The organism is Streptomyces griseochromogenes, assembly GCF_001542625.1.
Classification (GTDB): Bacteria; Actinomycetota; Actinomycetes; order Streptomycetales; family Streptomycetaceae; genus Streptomyces; species Streptomyces griseochromogenes.
Genome location: NZ_CP016279.1, coordinates 858228 through 875717 on the forward strand (window position 1 = coordinate 858228; position 17490 = coordinate 875717).

Genomic DNA, 17490 nt, shown 5'->3' on the forward strand with positions numbered 1-17490 from the left:
GGCCTGGGTTACGGTGCAGGCACTGGACTTCCATGGGGGTATGACGAGATGAAGAGCACGACCGTGCGCCGGGTGACCCTTTCCGTCGCGGTGGTGACCGCGCTGACCGGGGTGGCAGCCTGCGGCTCCTCGGACTCCGGGAAGGGCGACAAGGCGGTCGGCAAGGGTGCCATACATGTCAGCCCCATCGCCGCCCTGCGCTCCGCCGAGCAGTCCACCGACAAGGCCGAGTCGGCCAAGGTGCGCGGTACCACGAGCATCGGCACCAAGATGTCGATGACCATGGACGGCGCCTTCGCCTGGGGCAACGGCCTCACGGGCAACCTCACCATCACGTACACCGGCGGCCAGATGGCCGAGGCGATGCGCAAGGCCGGCACCTCGTCGATGCAGGCCCGCTATCTGCCGGACGCCTACTACGCCAAGATGAGCGAGAAGTTCGCCCAGCACTTCGGCGGCAAGCACTGGATCAAGTACGCGTACGACGACCTCGCCCAGCTCGGCGGCGGCTCCGGCGCGTACATGAAGGACCAGATGCGCAACACCACGCCGAACCAGTCGGTGAAGATGCTGCTGGCCTCCGGCGACGTGAAGAAGGTCGGCGAGGAGACGGTCTCCGGCCAGCACACCACGCACTACGCGGGCACGGTGAACGTGGCCGACCTCGCCGAGAAGAGCAGCCACGACCTGACCGCCTCCCAGCTGGCGGACCTGAAGAAGCAGCTCAACCAGGCGGGCGTCACCACGGACCACGTCGACATCTGGATCAACGACCAGAACCTGCTGGTCAAGAAGACCGAGAAGGCCGAGATCGCGAACGGCCCGACGGCCGGAGCCATGACCAGCACCGCCTACTACAGCGACTACGGCGTGAAGGTCTCCGCCGAGGCGCCCCCGGCCGGTGACACCAAGGACTTCAAGGACCTCATGAAGGCCGGCGGCCCCGCGTCCGCGTCGGGCAGCAGCACGACCACCTCCTGACGTCCAGGACGCCAAGGGACCGGGGCGGGCCCCGCAGACCTCGATTTGCTCGACGGCGCCCCGGTCCCGTACTCTTCCGAAGAAGCCAAAGACCGCTGGTCGTTGCCGCGCCCTCGAATGAGAGTGCGGTGGCCGAAGGATCCGCTGAAAAGTGGACGACCCGCGCAGGTGACTGTGGAAGAACTCCCGGGGCACGCGCTCGCGCGTGTGCAACTGGTCGAGTCCGCCCCGTGCTCCTGCGCCGGGGCGTTTCGTTTTGCCCAGTCCTCCTTCGGGTCCGCGCGGTCAGAATCACCCGGAAGGAGGCCGAGGCTCTATGGCGACGCCCGACAAGGCTGCCGCGGTTGCCGAGCTGACGGACAAGTTCCGCAGCTCCAACGCCGCCGTGCTGACCGAGTACCGCGGTCTCACCGTGGCGCAGCTCAAGACGCTGCGCCGGTCGCTCGGTGAGAACGCCCAGTACGCCGTGGTGAAGAACACGCTGACCAAGATTGCGGCCAACGAGGCCGGGATCACGCTGGACGACCAGCTCTTCGCTGGTCCGACGGCTGTCGCCTTCGTCACCGGTGACCCGGTGGAGTCGGCGAAGGGTCTCCGTGACTTCGCCAAGGAAAACCCGAACCTCGTCATCAAGGGCGGTGTCCTTGACGGCAAGGCGCTGTCCGCCGACGAGATCAAGAAGCTTGCGGACCTCGAGTCCCGCGAGGTTCTGCTCGCCAAGCTGGCGGGCGCTCTGAAGGGCAAGCAGACGCAGGCTGCTCAGGTCTTCCAGGCGCTCCCGTCGAAGCTCGTCCGCACCGTGGACGCTCTTCGCGCCAAGCAGGACGAGCAGGGCGGTGCCGAGTAATTCGGCTCGCATCATGACCGCCGCCTGAGGCAGCGGTCGTAGCGGGCCAACGTACGCCCGCCAGTCATGTACATCCGGCACCAGCCGAATTAGTGGAAGGAAAGCCATCGTGGCTCTCACCCAGGACGAACTGCTCGCCGAGTTCGAGGGCATGACCCTCATCCAGCTCTCCGAGTTCGTGAAGGCGTTCGAGGAGAAGTTCGACGTCACCGCCGCCGCCGCGGTCGCCGTCGCGGGCCCGGCCGGTCCGGCCGCCGCCGCCCCGGTCGAGGAGGAGAAGGACGAGTTCGACGTCATCCTCACCGGTGCCGGCGACAAGAAGATCCAGGTCATCAAGGTCGTGCGCGAGCTGACCTCCCTCGGCCTGAAGGAGGCCAAGGACCTGGTGGACGGCGCCCCGAAGCCCGTCCTCGAGAAGGTCGCCAAGGACGCCGCCGAGAAGGCCGCCGAGTCCCTCAAGGGCGCCGGTGCCTCCGTCGAGGTCAAGTAAGACCTTTCGGAGTCTCCGCGACTCTCTGCGCACGCTGAGTACGGCCTCCTAGGGCTGTAACGCGACCGCACCGAAGAGCGATCATCCATCCGGGTGGTCGCTCTTCGGCGTATCCGGAGGTCCGACCTCGGTTGCCTTGCACTCGTGGTGACGGCGGGTATGGTGATCTTCGTTGTGTCTCCGGACAGTCCCGTTTGGGCTGGGGGGCCTTGACGAACCGCACGCAGCGCGCAATTCTCAGGACGCGTCGTCACAAGGATCCGAATCCGAGGCATGGATCGACGGCGAAGAGGGCAGTATCAACGTGCGTTGAGGGCAGACATGCCGAGGGCGTTGAAGACAAGGGTGTTGAGAACAACGAGGGTCTCGCGAAACCCGCACTGGACATCAGTGTGCCAAGTGGCTACACTGACCCTTTGCGCTGCCTGTTAGCTGTCCCCTGCCCGTCACCAGGGGTCTGCCCTCACTCGAGCACCGATGACCGAAGCACCCTTGACCTGGGGTTTCCGTCTCTGTGTGCGGGAGAGGGGCCGGTACGCGCGTAGTGAGTCCGAGCCCTCGGAAGGACCCCCTCTTGGCCGCCTCGCGCAACGCCTCGACCGCGAATACGAACAACGGCGCCAGCACCGCCCCGCTGCGCATCTCCTTTGCAAAGATCAAGGAGCCTCTCGAGGTTCCGAACCTGCTCGCGCTGCAGACCGAGAGCTTCGACTGGCTGCTCGGCAACACCGCCTGGCAGAGTCGGGTCGAGGAGGCTCTTGAGAACGGTCAGGACGTCCCCACCAAGTCCGGTCTGGAGGAGATCTTCGAGGAGATCTCCCCGATCGAGGACTTCTCCGGGTCGATGTCCCTGACGTTCCGGGACCACCGCTTCGAGCCGCCGAAGAACTCCATCGACGAGTGCAAGGAGCGCGACTTCACGTACGCCGCCCCGCTCTTCGTCACCGCCGAGTTCACCAACAACGAGACCGGCGAGATCAAGTCCCAGACCGTCTTCATGGGCGACTTCCCGCTCATGACGAACAAGGGCACCTTCGTCATCAACGGCACCGAGCGTGTCGTGGTGTCTCAGCTGGTCCGTTCCCCCGGTGTCTACTTCGACTCCAGCATCGACAAGACGTCCGACAAGGACATCTTCTCCGCCAAGATCATCCCGTCCCGGGGTGCCTGGCTGGAGATGGAGATCGACAAGCGCGACATGGTCGGTGTCCGTATCGACCGCAAGCGCAAGCAGTCGGTCACCGTGCTGCTCAAGGCGCTCGGCTGGACGACCGAGCAGATCCTCGAGGAGTTCGGCGACTACGAGTCGATGCGCGCCACCCTGGAGAAGGACCACACCCAGGGCCAGGACGACGCGCTGCTCGACATCTACCGCAAGCTGCGTCCGGGCGAGCCCCCCACGCGCGAGGCCGCGCAGACACTGCTCGAGAACCTGTACTTCAACCCGAAGCGCTACGACCTCGCCAAGGTCGGCCGTTACAAGGTCAACAAGAAGCTGGGTGCGGACGCTCCGCTCGACGCGGGCATCCTGACCGTCGAGGACATCATCTCGACGATCAAGTACCTGGTGCAGCTGCACGCCGGCGAGACCGAGACCACCGGTGACAGCGGTGACACGATCGTCGTCGAGACGGACGACATCGACCACTTCGGCAACCGTCGTCTGCGCAGCGTCGGCGAGCTGATCCAGAACCAGGTCCGTACGGGTCTCGCCCGTATGGAGCGTGTCGTGCGCGAGCGCATGACCACCCAGGACGTCGAGGCGATCACGCCGCAGACCCTGATCAACATCCGGCCGGTCGTCGCCTCCATCAAGGAGTTCTTCGGCACCAGCCAGCTGTCCCAGTTCATGGACCAGAACAACCCGCTGTCGGGTCTCACCCACAAGCGCCGTCTGTCGGCGCTCGGCCCGGGTGGTCTCTCCCGTGAGCGGGCCGGCTTCGAGGTCCGTGACGTGCACCCGTCGCACTACGGCCGTATGTGCCCGATCGAGACGCCGGAAGGCCCGAACATCGGTCTGATCGGCTCGCTCGCCTCCTACGGCCGGGTCAACGCGTTCGGTTTCGTGGAGACCCCGTACCGCAAGGTCGACGAGCACGGTGTGGTCACCGACGAGGTGGACTACCTGACCGCCGACGAAGAGGACCGCTTCGTCATCGCGCAGGCCAACGCGCCGCTGAACGACGAGATGCGGTTCGCCGAGGCCCGCGTCCTGGTCCGCCGCCGTGGCGGCGAGGTCGACTACGTCGCCCCCGAGGACGTGGACTACATGGACGTCTCGCCGCGCCAGATGGTGTCGGTCGCGACCGCCATGATCCCCTTCCTCGAGCACGACGACGCCAACCGTGCCCTCATGGGCGCGAACATGATGCGTCAGGCCGTGCCGCTGATTAAGTCCGAGGCGCCGCTCGTCGGCACCGGCATGGAGTACCGCTCCGCGGTCGACGCCGGCGACGTGGTCAAGGCCGAGAAGGCCGGTGTGGTCCAGGAGGTCTCCGCGGACTACATCACCACCGCCAACGACGACGGCACGTACATCACTTACCGCCTGCACAAGTTCGCCCGGTCCAACCAGGGCACCTCGGTCAACCAGAAGGTCGTCGTCAACGAGGGCGACCGGATCATCGAGGGCCAGGTCCTCGCCGACGGCCCGGCCACCGAGAACGGTGAGATGGCCCTCGGCAAGAACCTGCTCGTGGCGTTCATGCCGTGGGAGGGTCACAACTACGAGGACGCGATCATCCTGTCGCAGCGCCTCGTGCAGGACGACGTCCTCTCCTCGATCCACATCGAGGAGCACGAGGTCGACGCCCGTGACACCAAGCTCGGCCCCGAGGAGATCACCCGGGACATCCCGAACGTCTCCGAGGAGGTCCTCGCCGACCTCGACGAGCGCGGCATCATCCGTATCGGTGCCGAGGTCATCGCCGGCGACATCCTCGTCGGCAAGGTGACCCCGAAGGGTGAGACCGAGCTGACCCCCGAGGAGCGCCTGCTGCGCGCGATCTTCGGCGAGAAGGCCCGTGAGGTCCGTGACACCTCGCTGAAGGTGCCGCACGGTGAGACCGGCAAGGTCATCGGCGTGCGCGTCTTCGACCGCGAGGAGGGCGACGAGCTGCCGCCGGGCGTGAACCAGCTGGTCCGCGTCTACGTCGCGCAGAAGCGCAAGATCACCGACGGTGACAAGCTCGCCGGCCGTCACGGCAACAAGGGTGTCATCTCGAAGATCCTGCCCATCGAGGACATGCCGTTCCTCGAGGACGGAACTCCGGTCGACATCATCCTCAACCCGCTGGGTGTGCCGTCCCGAATGAACCCGGGACAGGTCCTGGAGATCCACCTCGGCTGGCTCGCCAGCCGCGGCTGGGACGTCTCCGGCCTCGCGGACGAGTGGGCCCAGCGCCTGCAGGCCATCGGCGCCGACCAGGTCGCCCCGCGCACCAACGTCGCGACCCCGGTCTTCGACGGTGCCCGCGAGGACGAGCTGGCGGGTCTGCTGCAGCACACCATCCCGAACCGCGACGGCGAGCGCATGGTGCTCCCGTCCGGCAAGGCGCGGCTGTTCGACGGCCGTAGCGGTGAGCCGTTCCCGGACCCGATCTCGGTCGGCTACATGTACATCCTGAAGCTGCACCACCTGGTCGACGACAAGCTGCACGCCCGCTCGACCGGCCCGTACTCGATGATCACCCAGCAGCCGCTGGGTGGTAAGGCGCAGTTCGGTGGCCAGCGCTTCGGTGAGATGGAGGTGTGGGCCCTCGAGGCCTACGGCGCCGCGTACGCCCTCCAGGAGCTGCTGACCATCAAGTCCGACGACGTCACCGGCCGCGTGAAGGTCTACGAGGCCATCGTCAAGGGCGAGAACATCCCCGAGCCCGGCATCCCCGAGTCCTTCAAGGTGCTCATCAAGGAGATGCAGTCGCTCTGCCTGAACGTGGAGGTGCTGTCCAGCGACGGTATGTCCATCGAGATGCGTGACACCGACGAGGACGTCTTCCGCGCTGCGGAGGAGCTCGGCATCGACCTGTCCCGGCGCGAGCCGAGCAGCGTCGAAGAGGTCTGACGGGAGTCCGGCGGGGCCCTCACCCACAGGGCCCCGCCGACCCCCAGGCCCCCGTTTCAGACCACAGACTTACGACCCTGAGAGGGATTGACGCATAGTGCTCGACGTCAACTTCTTCGACGAGCTCCGGATCGGCCTGGCCACCGCTGACGACATTCGCCAGTGGAGCCACGGCGAGGTCAAGAAGCCCGAGACGATCAACTACCGCACCCTGAAGCCCGAAAAGGACGGACTCTTCTGCGAGAAGATCTTCGGTCCGACCCGGGACTGGGAGTGCTACTGCGGCAAGTACAAGCGCGTCCGCTTCAAGGGCATCATCTGCGAGCGCTGTGGCGTCGAGGTCACCCGCGCCAAGGTGCGCCGTGAGCGGATGGGCCACATCGAGCTGGCCGCGCCCGTCACGCACATCTGGTACTTCAAGGGTGTTCCCTCGCGCCTCGGCTACCTGCTGGACCTGGCGCCCAAGGACCTCGAGAAGGTCATCTACTTCGCGGCGTACATGATCACGTACGTCGACGAGGAGCGCCGTACCCGCGACCTGCCCTCCCTGGAGGCGCACGTCTCGGTCGAGCGCCAGCAGATCGAGAACCGTCGCGACGCCGACCTGGAAGGCCGCGCCAAGAAGCTCGAGGCCGACCTGGCCGAGCTGGAGGCCGAGGGTGCCAAGGCCGACGTGCGCCGCAAGGTGCGCGAGGGTGCCGAGCGCGAGATGAAGCAGCTGCGCGACCGTGCGCAGCGCGAGATCGACCGCCTCGACGAGGTGTGGAACCGGTTCAAGAACCTCAAGGTCCAGGACCTGGAGGGCGACGAGCTGCTCTACCGCGAGCTGCGGGACCGCTTCGGCACGTACTTCGACGGTTCGATGGGTGCCGCGGCGCTGCAGAAGCGCCTGGAGTCCTTCGACCTGGAGGAGGAGGCCGAGAGGCTTCGCGAGATCATCCGCACCGGCAAGGGCCAGAAGAAGACCCGCGCCCTGAAGCGGCTGAAGGTCGTCTCCGCGTTCCTGCAGACCTCCAACAGCCCCAAGGGCATGGTCCTGGACTGCGTCCCGGTCATCCCGCCGGACCTGCGTCCGATGGTGCAGCTGGACGGTGGCCGCTTCGCGACCTCCGACCTGAACGACCTGTACCGCCGTGTGATCAACCGCAACAACCGTCTGAAGAGGCTCCTGGACCTCGGTGCCCCGGAGATCATCGTCAACAACGAGAAGCGCATGCTTCAGGAGGCTGTTGACGCCCTCTTCGACAACGGTCGTCGCGGCCGCCCGGTGACGGGCCCCGGCAACCGCCCGCTGAAGTCCCTCAGCGACATGCTGAAGGGTAAGCAGGGTCGATTCCGTCAGAACCTGCTCGGTAAGCGTGTGGACTACTCCGCGCGTTCCGTGATCGTCGTCGGTCCGCAGCTGAAGCTGCACCAGTGCGGTCTGCCGAAGGCGATGGCGCTGGAGCTCTTCAAGCCGTTCGTGATGAAGCGCCTGGTCGACCTGAACCACGCGCAGAACATCAAGAGCGCCAAGCGCATGGTGGAACGCGGCCGCACGGTCGTGTACGACGTCCTCGAAGAGGTCATCGCCGAGCACCCCGTTCTGCTGAACCGTGCTCCCACCCTGCACCGCCTCGGCATCCAGGCCTTCGAGCCGCAGCTGGTCGAGGGCAAGGCCATCCAGATCCACCCGCTCGTCTGCACCGCGTTCAACGCGGACTTCGACGGTGACCAGATGGCCGTGCACCTGCCGCTGTCCGCGGAGGCGCAGGCCGAGGCCCGCATCCTGATGCTGTCCTCGAACAACATCCTCAAGCCGGCCGACGGCCGTCCGGTGACGATGCCGACCCAGGACATGGTCCTCGGTCTGTTCTTCCTCACCACCGACGGCGAGCTGCGTGACACCAAGGGCGAGGGCCGGTCCTTCGGCTCCACGGCCGAGGCGATCATGGCGTTCGACGCCGGCGAGCTCGCGCTGCAGTCGCCCGTGGACATCCGCTTCCCGGTGGGCACCATCCCGCCGCGCGGCTGGACCCCGCCGGCGCGCGAGGAGGGCGAGCCCGAGTGGCAGCAGGGTGACACCTTCCGCCTGCGGACGACCCTGGGCCGTGCGCTCTTCAACGAGCTGCTGCCCGAGGACTACCCGTTCGTCGACTACTCGGTGGGCAAGAAGCAGCTCTCCGAGATCGTCAACGACCTCGCCGAGCGCTACCCCAAGGTCATCGTGGCGGCGACGCTCGACAACCTGAAGGCGGCCGGCTTCTACTGGGCGACCCGTTCCGGTGTCACCGTGGCCATCTCCGACGTCGTCGTTCCCGAGGCGAAGAAGGAGATCGTCCGCGGCTACGAGGCGCAGGACGAGAAGGTCCAGAAGCAGTACGAGCGCGGTCTGATCACCAAGGAAGAGCGCACTCAGGAGCTCATCGCGATCTGGACCAAGGCGACCAACGAGGTCGCCGAGGCGATGAACGAGAACTTCCCCAAGACGAACCCCATCTTCATGATGGTTGACTCGGGTGCCCGAGGAAACATGATGCAGATGCGGCAGATCGCCGGTATGCGTGGTCTGGTGTCGAACGCGAAGAACGAGACCATCCCGCGTCCGATCAAGGCCTCGTTCCGTGAGGGTCTGTCCGTGCTGGAGTACTTCATCTCCACGCACGGTGCCCGTAAGGGTCTGGCGGACACCGCCCTGCGTACCGCCGACTCGGGTTACCTGACCCGTCGTCTGGTGGACGTCTCGCAGGACGTCATCATCCGCGAGGAGGACTGCGGCACCGAGCGCGGTCTCAAGCTCCTCATCGCGGACCGCGCCGCGGACGGCACGCTGCGCAAGACGGACAACGTCGAGACGTCCGTGTACGCGCGCTGCCTCGCCGAGGACATCGTGGTCGACGGCCAGGTGCTGGCCCCGGCCGGCACCGACCTGGGCGACGTCCTCATCGAGGAGCTCGTCGGCCGTGGCGTCGCGGAGGTCAAGACCCGCTCGGTCCTGACCTGCGAGTCCGCCGTCGGTACCTGCGCGATGTGCTACGGCCGTTCGCTCGCCACCGGCAAGCTGGTCGACATCGGTGAGGCGGTCGGCATCATCGCCGCCCAGTCCATCGGTGAGCCCGGTACCCAGCTGACGATGCGTACCTTCCACACCGGTGGTGTGGCCGGTGACGACATCACCCAGGGTCTGCCCCGTGTCGTCGAGCTCTTCGAGGCCCGTACCCCGAAGGGTGTCGCCCCGATCTCCGAGGCCTCCGGCCGCATCCGGATCGAGGAGACCGAGAAGACCAAGAAGATCGTCGTCACCCCGGACGACGGCAGCGACGAGACGGCGTTCCCGATCTCGAAGCGTGCCAAGGTCCTGGTCCGCGAGGGCGACCACGTCGAGGTGGGCCAGCAGCTCACCGTGGGTGCCACCAACCCGCACGACGTGCTGCGCATTCTGGGTCAGCGTGCCGTCCAGGTCCACCTGGTCGGCGAGGTCCAGAAGGTCTACAACTCGCAGGGTGTGTCGATCCACGACAAGCACATCGAGATCATCATCCGGCAGATGCTCCGCCGCGTGACGATCATCGAGTCCGGCGACGCCGAGCTGCTGCCCGGCGAGCTGGTCGAGCGCTCGAAGTTCGAGACCGAGAACCGTCGTGTGGTCACCGAGGGCGGTCACCCGGCCTCCGGTCGTCCGCAGCTGATGGGTATCACCAAGGCCTCGCTGGCGACGGAGTCCTGGCTGTCGGCCGCCTCCTTCCAGGAGACGACCCGAGTCCTGACGGACGCGGCGATCAACGCCAAGTCCGACAGCCTCATCGGCCTCAAGGAGAACGTCATCATCGGTAAGCTCATCCCGGCCGGTACGGGTCTGTCCCGCTACCGCAACATCCGGGTCGAGCCGACCGAGGAGGCCAAGGCCGCGATGTACTCGGCCGTCGGCTACGACGACATCGACTACTCGCCGTTCGGCACCGGCTCCGGCCAGGCCGTTCCGCTGGAGGACTACGACTACGGTCCGTACAACCAGTAAGCGAGCAGCTTGAGTTGAAGGGCGGTCACTCCGTTGAGGGGTGGCCGCCCTTCGGCGTTCCCATGTGTGTGAAGCGAGGGCCGTGCCGGGGGTCGGATCGCTACGATGGAGCGGTTCCGTGTGGTTCGGGGGGCGGGTAGGCCTATGGGGGCGTGCGGGCGGTGCCGCGGCTGCGGGACCGAGGTGGAGCGGCCGCGGCAGCTGGTGTGCCGCTCATGTCTGACACCGCTGTCGCTGACCGCGGGCCCGGTGCACGGGCAGGCGGGGACACCGACGGTTCGAGAGCAGCACGTGCGCGGTCTGCGGCTGGAGTTCGGGGCGGGAGTGGTGCGGGTACCGGTCGGCGGCCGGGTGCTGCTGGGGCGTCGCGACGAAGGTTCCTCGATGGTCCTCAATGCGCACCGGAACCTCTCCCGCACCCATGCCACCGTCGGGGTGGACGAGGACGGCACCGCCTGGATCCGGGACGAGGACTCCACCAACGGCACGTTCCTCGACGACCGCCGCCTCACTCCCCATGCCAGGACCACGTTCCGCCCGGGGGCCCGGCTGCGGCTGGCGAAGGACGTCGAGGCGCGGGTCGTCCTGGACGGTGATCGCTGATGCGGTTACCTGAACCTCTCTCGTCCTATGACGTCCTGGAGCAGATCGGCAGCGGTGGGGAAGCGGTCGTCTACCGGGCCCGGGACCGGTCGGGCCGGGAATGGGCGCTGAAGATCTACCACCAGGAGGGCGCGGCCGACCAACGGGTCTGGAACCGCCTCCGACTGCTCACCCACCGCGCCCTGATGCAGATCGAGCACACCGGGCATCTGGAGGACGGGCGCGACTACGAGGTCATGCCGTACTTCCCGGGCCACAGCCTCCACGGGCAGGGCCCGATGCCGCAGGGCGAACTGCTCGCGGTGGTGTGCGAACTCATCGGCGGCATCAACCAGTTGCACATCGCCGACATCGTGCACCGCGACCTCAAGCCGTCCAACATCCTCTACGACCGCGCCGTAAGGGCCGTGAAGATCGCCGACTTCGGCATCAGCCGGGCACCGCGCCAGCAGACCCGCGTCGCCTGCACCGTCGGATACGCGCCGCCCGAGGCGTACGACCAGCTCATCACGCCGGCCTGGGACTGGTGGTCGCTGGGAACCATCGTCTACGAGCTGGCCACCGGGGCCGTCCTCTTCGCGGGCCGCAGCTCCGCGCAGATCGAGGCGCTGGTGCGCAAGGGAGAGGTCACCCACCTCGACAAGCTGCCACCCCGATGGCGAACGCTGTGCACGGGACTGCTGGTTGCCGATCCCGAGCGCCGCTGGGGCAGCGGTGAGGCCCTGGCCTGGCTGCACGGGGAGGACGTGCCGGTCGTCGGGGCGGCCGGTACGACCCTGCCGGTCACGGTCCGCGACCCCGTTCCCGTGAAGCCCGCGGCGGGCCCGCAGCAGCCGAAGGCCGGTCCGGCCGAGCAGCCCGAGGCCAAGGGTTTCGAGTACGACGGCGAGTACTACCGGTCCGCACAGGGACTGGCCGCCGCGCTGACCAAGCGGCCCAAACGCGCGGCCGAGATCTTCTTCGGACCGCCCGGTGCCGGCGCCGACCACGACGCCCAGTTGCGCGCGCTCGGCACCTGGGCCGGGAAGAACGGGAAGAAACTGCCCCCGCACATCATCTCGGGCAGCCAGGAGCCGATCGTGCGGCTCAACCACCTGTTGTACTGGCTCGACCCGATGAGCCCGCCCGTCCTGGACGCCGGACCGCTCCGGCCGGCCACTCTGGTCAGGCTCTGTGTCCTGGCCGGTGAAGCCGTGGCCACCCCCTCCGATCGCCGGGCGATGGCCGTCATCAGGAGCGGCGATCTGCTGGCGCACTGGGGGCACTGTCCCGGGTTCGAGGGGCTCAAAAAGGTCCACCGCGCGTGGCGGTCCGGCCTGGCCGAATGGGAGCGGGCCGTCGCCGACCAGGGCCCGCACGTCCAGCGTCTGCTCGAACCCGCGCGGCCGGTCGTGGACGCGCTCATGCTGCTGGCCCTGCTGCCCTACCCCGGGGCCGAGGGCGCGCTGTGGCGGCGGGCACATGCACAGTCCGCTCCCGCCGGGACCGTGGTGGACTGGTACGACGCCCTGGTCCAGAGGTTCGGTGGGAGCGGCACCCCGATGGGCATGGTCGTACGGGCCGTCTGTGGGCCCGCCGCGCTGACGGCCGCCCACGAGAGTGTCGTGGCGAAGCAGAAGGCGAAGAAGGCAGCAGCCACCAAACCCAAGTCGAACACACAACCGAAGGCGCAGCCGGAGGAGCAGCAGCCCAAAGCACCACCCAAAGCACAGCCGAAGGCGCAGGCCCAGCCCGCCTCCTCGTCGGTCCTCGACTTCCACGGCCAGCACCGCAAGGGCGCAGCACTGGCGCAGGCGCTGCGGACGCACAAGGCGGAGGCGATGAGCGTCTTCCTCGAGGCGTCCGGTGCTCCCCGCGCGGGCGAGCTGGCGGCATGGCTGCGCACCCTGAAGGAGACCCCGACGGGCCGTGTCGACTCGCTCGACACGCTTCTCCAGCAACGGCTCGCCGGCGGAGCGAGTACGGATGTGAAGCTGCTGTATCTGCTGCGCTGGCTCCAACCGGGCGGGGCCGCCCCCTACGGCGGCCGCGACATCACCATGCAGCGAGTCGTCGACGCGTGCGTGACCGTCCTGGGCAAGCCGCCCGGGACCAGTGCCCACACCTTCGTGCGGACGCTGGCCGCGCCCCATGCCCTGGACGCCCTGGGCGGCTTCTCGGCCCTCGCCGAGCTGGGGCCCGCGGGGAAGAGGCTGGTGGAGTTCCAGCGGACGGTCTGGCGCAGTCTGGGACGTCATGGGGTGGCCCCGGCCGAACGCATCGACCGGATACTGGCGGCCGGGTTGCTGCTCGGTCTGGGCTCGGACCTCGCCCGGAAGAGGCTGATCGAGGCGGCCGAGACGGCGGTCGCGAAGCAGGGACCGCAGAGTGCCTGGTTCGAGCCGGTCCTGGTAGAGCTGGGCGGACACGGCTCCCGGCAGGGCGCGGCCGTGGAAGCGGCCCTGCTCCCGCTGGCGCGACAGCACGCCATCGCCGAGGCCACGGCGGCCAACGCGGCCAAGAAGGCCAAGAAAGCGCAGGCGGCCAAGACAGCAAAGGCGGCCAAGACGGCGCAGACCAGCAAGACGGCCCAGGCTGCCAAGACCACGAAGACGGCGAAGAACGCCACTCAGCCGAAGCCCACTCAGCCGAAGCCGTCCCAGCCGAAGCCTCCGCAGGCGAAGGCGAAGAAGGCACAGCCCGCCGGGAGCCCGCAGCAGAAGGCGAAGAAGACACCGGCCAAGAAGGCGCAGACCGCCGGGAACGCGCAGAAGAAGCCCCAGAACAACGTCGTACAGCAGGCGCAGACGGCCTCCGGTTCCAAGCTGACCGAGCGCATCAGGGCCTGGTTGAGCAGCCGCGGCCTGTGATATCGGTCACCGGTCAGGGCGCCTGGGGATCCCGGTGTCCCGCCACCGCGTGGGCGAGGGGATGCCCCTCGCCCAGGGCGGGCCCCACCCGCTGCCGGAGCCGCACCAGCCGCCGGGCCGCCTGGATCCGTCGTCCTCGCCGCTCCAGCGTGCGGACGCGCCCGTACAGGGCGGCGAAGAACGCCGCGTGCTCCTGCGCCCGTCCCCCTTCGGCGGTGATGTCGAGCGCGATGTCGCGGAACGCCTCGTCGGCCTGTTCGCAACAGCCGCGCACGAGCAGCTCCTCCGCCTCCTCCAGGCGCGGCCAGTACTTCTCGGTGAGGCCGTCGTACCGGGGGCCGGGCACTCCTGTCGGTACGTCCCGTTCGTCGACGCCGTCGGCCGGTGCCGATGCGCCCGGCTGACGTACCGGCTCCCGCACCGGACCGCGGACCGGGCCACCGACCGGGCTCCGGCCGAGCCCCTCCAGCGTGGCGAGCACGTCCGGCAGGTGCGGGCGGTCCGCCGGCTCCCGCGTCATCATGTCGCTCAGCAGATCGCAGAGCGGGGCCGGGGCGTCCGGCCGCCAGTACGACACGGGCGGCGGGGTCTCGTCGAGCACCCGCATCCGAGCCCGCGCGGCGTCCTCGGCGGCGAACGGAGACCCGCCCGCGAGGAGCGCGTACAACGTCACCCCCAGGGAGAAGACGTCGGAGCGATGGTCCCCGGGTCGACAGGCCGCCTGCTCGGGGGACAGGTAACCGGGGGAGCCCAGCACGCCCGCACCCTCCACGGTGAGCGGGGTGGCGCCCGGGCTCGGCCGCGTGACCAGGCCGAAGTCACAGATCTTGACCAGGCCCGCGCTGCTGATCAGCAGGTTGGACGGCTTGATGTCCCGGTGCGAGACCCCGGCCCGGTGCGCCGCGAGCAATCCGGTCGCCGTCTGCGCGCCCCAGGCCGCGACCTCCGCCACCGTGGGCCGCACCGGGGCGGTCATGCGCTCGGCCAGGGACGACCCGGGCACGTATTCCATGACCAGCAGCGGCGTCCCGTCGTGTTCACCCCGGTCGTGCACCGTCACGATGTGGTTGTGGTGGAGATCGGCGAGGATCTCCACCTCGCGGTCGAACCGCCGGGCCATCATCCAGCGGTATGTGGTCGCATCACCGCAGTCCGTGCGCAGGACCTTGACGGCGACGAGCCGGCGTTTCCCCAGTCGGGTGTCCCGTGCCCGATAGACCGTCCCCTGCCCGCCGTGCCCGAGTTCCCGCTCCACCTCGTACCGGCCGAGCAGCAGGGTTCCGGGTCTCATCGCCTCCGCCTCCCGCCGCGTCCGGGCCGCTTCCCGCGGCTCCCGGCGGGCCGGGGCCCAGACGGCGCCAGCATGGTCGGCTGCTGCGACTCGCCCTCGGTCTCCGGCCGCGGCCGGGGCGGCGGCTCGCCTTCGGCCCGCTCCTCGTAGAGGAACGACTTTCCGCTGACCTCCAGCTGCACCGTGTCGTGCAGCAGCACCACGTGCCGGCGGCCGACGCTCCGGAAGGCGCCGGGCGGCACCCGATGGGTCTGCCCGTCGGGCAGCCGTAACCAGGTGCCGTTGGAGCTGACATCGCTGACCAGGAGGTTCCCCCCGGAGATTCGCAGCAGCACGTGGTCCCGGCTGATCCACTCGAGGGACGGCGACCGCTCCGGCAGCCACGGTGCCAGGCGCTCGCCGGGTTCCGCGCGGGGATGACGCCCGACCACCAGGTCCTGCCCCTCGGTGAGCAGGAACCGGTGCCGTACCGTGCCGTCCACCCGGACCTTCAGCTGCATCTGGCGCGGCCGGGGCCCGAGGTCGGTCAGCTCGCGGAGGTGCTCGGGGCACACCACCCGCCCCGTCCGGCCCTGCCGTCGGGGCAGCGCGCCGCGTGCCGCCGGCCCGAACGCGGCGCAGTCCGGCTCCGGGCAGCGCCACCTGCGCAGCAGCAGCGCCGTCCGGGGACCGGTGCCGTCGCGGCGGTCGTACATCCCGGCCGCCAGCAGGGCGCTCTCCTCCTCCTTGCGGGACATCTGCCAGTCGTCCGGTTCCGGCATGATCCGGCGACGGACCGAGACGGCCCCGCCGGGGCCCGGGTACGGCTCCACGAAGCGGTCGCGGTTGCCGTACAGCCACGGGTGGCGCCGGTGGAAGTCGACGAAGCCGTCGTAGGTGACGACCTGAGCCCTCGTGGCCTCGGCGGCCTCGATGATCCGGTGGTCGGCGACGTCCCACACGGACAGCAGCCCCGCCCGGTGCCACTCGGCGAGGGTCTGCCGCTCCTCCCGGGTCAGCCGCCCGTCGCTGAGCAGTGAGCGGTCGCAGACCGCGTACACCTGTGTCGTCGCGTCCCCGGTGAACGCGACGAGCCCGTCGAGCAGCGCGAGGAACCGGCCGAGGTCCGCGCCCCGGTCGCCGCCGAGCGTCCGCTCCCGTACGACATTGGCGACATCGACGACGAAATCCGCCAGGGAGGCGTCCGAGGTCAGCCTCGGGTGGGTGCGCATGGCCGGAGGCTATCGGGGGAGCCGGTCGCGCCGGGCCCGTTGTGCAGAACCGGTGTATGCGGGGGTGGCCCCCTATGTTTTGACCCAGCTCGACGCGGTAGGTACGCTCAGACCTTGTGCCTGGGGTGTGCCCTGGCTCTGGTGCGTGCCTTCACACCGCATCGCGAGCTATCACCGGCCACCGTAATCTGCGCCCTTTTCGCCTAGCGGCAAGGGTCCGCCGGATTCGACACACCCGACCGCGTGGGTCGGCGAAGTTCCAGGTTAGCTGTACCTATCGGCACACAGAAACCGGAGAAGTAGTGCCTACGATCCAGCAGCTGGTCCGTAAGGGCCGGCAGGACAAGGTCGAGAAGAACAAGACGCCCGCACTCGAGGGTTCGCCTCAGCGTCGTGGCGTCTGCACGCGTGTGTTCACGACCACCCCGAAGAAGCCGAACTCGGCCCTGCGTAAGGTCGCGCGTGTGCGTCTGACCAGCGGGATCGAGGTCACCGCTTACATTCCGGGTGAGGGACACAACCTGCAGGAGCACTCCATCGTGCTCGTGCGCGGCGGCCGTGTGAAGGACCTGCCGGGTGTTCGCTACAAGATCATCCGTGGCTCCCTCGACACCCAGGGTGTCAAGAACCGCAAGCAGGCCCGTTCCCGCTACGGCGCCAAGAAGGAGAAGTAAGAATGCCTCGTAAGGGCCCCGCCCCGAAGCGCCCGGTCATCATCGACCCGGTCTACGGTTCTCCTCTGGTCACGTCGCTCATCAACAAGGTGCTGCTGAACGGCAAGCGCTCCACCGCCGAGCGCATCGTCTACGGCGCCATGGAGGGTCTGCGTGAGAAGACGGGCAACGACCCGATCATCACGCTGAAGCGCGCGCTGGAGAACATCAAGCCGACCCTCGAGGTCAAGTCCCGCCGTGTCGGTGGTGCGACGTACCAGGTTCCGATCGAGGTCAAGCCCGGTCGCGCCAACACGCTCGCGCTGCGCTGGCTGGTCGGTTACTCGCGCGCCCGTCGCGAGAAGACCATGACCGAGCGTCTGCTCAACGAGCTTCTCGACGCTTCGAACGGCCTCGGTGCGGCCGTCAAGAAGCGCGAGGACACGCACAAGATGGCCGAGTCCAACAAGGCCTTCGCGCACTACCGCTGGTAGTCGCTACCCAC

The 17490-nt window shown here is 68.3% G+C and carries 11 protein-coding genes; 9 read left to right on the top strand and 2 right to left on the bottom strand.

Annotated elements, in window-relative coordinates:
• The first annotated feature begins 48 nt into the window (after positions 1–48).
• The 7 genes from AVL59_RS04080 to AVL59_RS04110 all read left to right on the top strand — a co-directional run bounded on the left by AVL59_RS04080 (position 49) and on the right by AVL59_RS04110 (position 13830).
• Positions 49–981: an SCO4651 family lipoprotein gene (locus tag AVL59_RS04080; protein WP_067299831.1), complete on the top strand. Its 933-nt coding sequence runs from the start codon at positions 49–51 to the stop codon at positions 979–981.
• A 316-nt stretch (positions 982–1297) separates the two neighbouring features.
• The gene (gene rplJ, locus AVL59_RS04085) at positions 1298–1828 is read left to right on the top strand and encodes a 50S ribosomal protein L10 (protein WP_067299832.1); all 531 of its coding nucleotides are present in this window, start codon (positions 1298–1300) and stop codon (positions 1826–1828) included.
• Positions 1829–1934: 106 nt separating this feature from the next.
• Positions 1935–2318, top strand: a complete 384-nt coding sequence (rplL, locus tag AVL59_RS04090) for a 50S ribosomal protein L7/L12 (protein ID WP_093499670.1) — start codon at positions 1935–1937, stop codon at positions 2316–2318.
• Between the two features lie 574 nt (positions 2319–2892).
• Positions 2893–6381 (top strand): DNA-directed RNA polymerase subunit beta, encoded by a 3489-nt coding sequence (rpoB, locus tag AVL59_RS04095; RefSeq protein WP_067299833.1) that lies wholly within the window; start codon positions 2893–2895, stop codon positions 6379–6381.
• Between the two features lie 97 nt (positions 6382–6478).
• On the top strand, positions 6479–10378 hold the full coding sequence (locus AVL59_RS04100; RefSeq protein ID WP_067299834.1) for a DNA-directed RNA polymerase subunit beta': 3900 nt from the start codon (positions 6479–6481) through the stop codon (positions 10376–10378).
• A gap of 183 nt (positions 10379–10561) precedes the next feature.
• Entirely contained in the window at positions 10562–10981 is a 420-nt protein-coding gene (locus tag AVL59_RS47425; RefSeq protein ID WP_159399861.1) for an FHA domain-containing protein, read from the top strand.
• Entirely contained in the window at positions 10981–13830 is a 2850-nt protein-coding gene (locus AVL59_RS04110) for a serine/threonine-protein kinase (RefSeq protein WP_067299836.1), read from the top strand. Before AVL59_RS47425 ends, AVL59_RS04110 begins: the two co-directional genes overlap by 1 nt.
• A 13-nt stretch (positions 13831–13843) precedes the next feature.
• Here AVL59_RS04110 and AVL59_RS04115 read toward each other — a convergent pair whose 3' ends face one another.
• Positions 13844–15121, bottom strand: coding sequence for a serine/threonine-protein kinase (locus AVL59_RS04115; protein WP_067299837.1), 1278 nt, complete (start codon positions 15119–15121; stop codon positions 13844–13846).
• On the bottom strand, positions 15118–16332 hold the full coding sequence (locus AVL59_RS04120; protein ID WP_067299838.1) for an FHA domain-containing protein: 1215 nt from the start codon (positions 16330–16332) through the stop codon (positions 15118–15120). The genes AVL59_RS04115 and AVL59_RS04120 overlap by 4 nt, the downstream gene beginning before the upstream one ends.
• A gap of 302 nt (positions 16333–16634) precedes the next feature.
• Between AVL59_RS04120 and rpsL the strand changes: the two genes are divergently transcribed.
• Both rpsL and rpsG read left to right on the top strand, forming a co-directional pair.
• Positions 16635–17006, top strand: a complete 372-nt coding sequence (gene rpsL, locus AVL59_RS04125; RefSeq protein ID WP_003948652.1) for a 30S ribosomal protein S12 — start codon at positions 16635–16637, stop codon at positions 17004–17006.
• A gap of 2 nt (positions 17007–17008) precedes the next feature.
• The gene (rpsG, locus tag AVL59_RS04130) at positions 17009–17479 is read left to right on the top strand and encodes a 30S ribosomal protein S7 (RefSeq protein WP_003992340.1); all 471 of its coding nucleotides are present in this window, start codon (positions 17009–17011) and stop codon (positions 17477–17479) included.
• The last annotated feature ends 11 nt before the right edge of the window (positions 17480–17490 follow it).

Excerpts from the sequence above, each read along its gene's own strand:
- rplJ (WP_067299832.1), top strand. The coding sequence starts at position 1,298 with ATGGCGACGCCCGACAAGGCTGCCGCGGTTGCCGAGCTGACGGACAAG.
- rpsG (WP_003992340.1), top strand. The coding sequence starts at position 17,009 with ATGCCTCGTAAGGGCCCCGCCCCGAAGCGCCCGGTCATCATCGACCCG.
- AVL59_RS04080 (WP_067299831.1), top strand. The coding sequence starts at position 49 with ATGAAGAGCACGACCGTGCGCCGGGTGACCCTTTCCGTCGCGGTGGTG.
- AVL59_RS04115 (WP_067299837.1), bottom strand. The coding sequence starts at position 15,121 with ATGAGACCCGGAACCCTGCTGCTCGGCCGGTACGAGGTGGAGCGGGAA.
- AVL59_RS04110 (WP_067299836.1), top strand. The coding sequence starts at position 10,981 with ATGCGGTTACCTGAACCTCTCTCGTCCTATGACGTCCTGGAGCAGATC.
- AVL59_RS04120 (WP_067299838.1), bottom strand. The coding sequence starts at position 16,332 with ATGCGCACCCACCCGAGGCTGACCTCGGACGCCTCCCTGGCGGATTTC.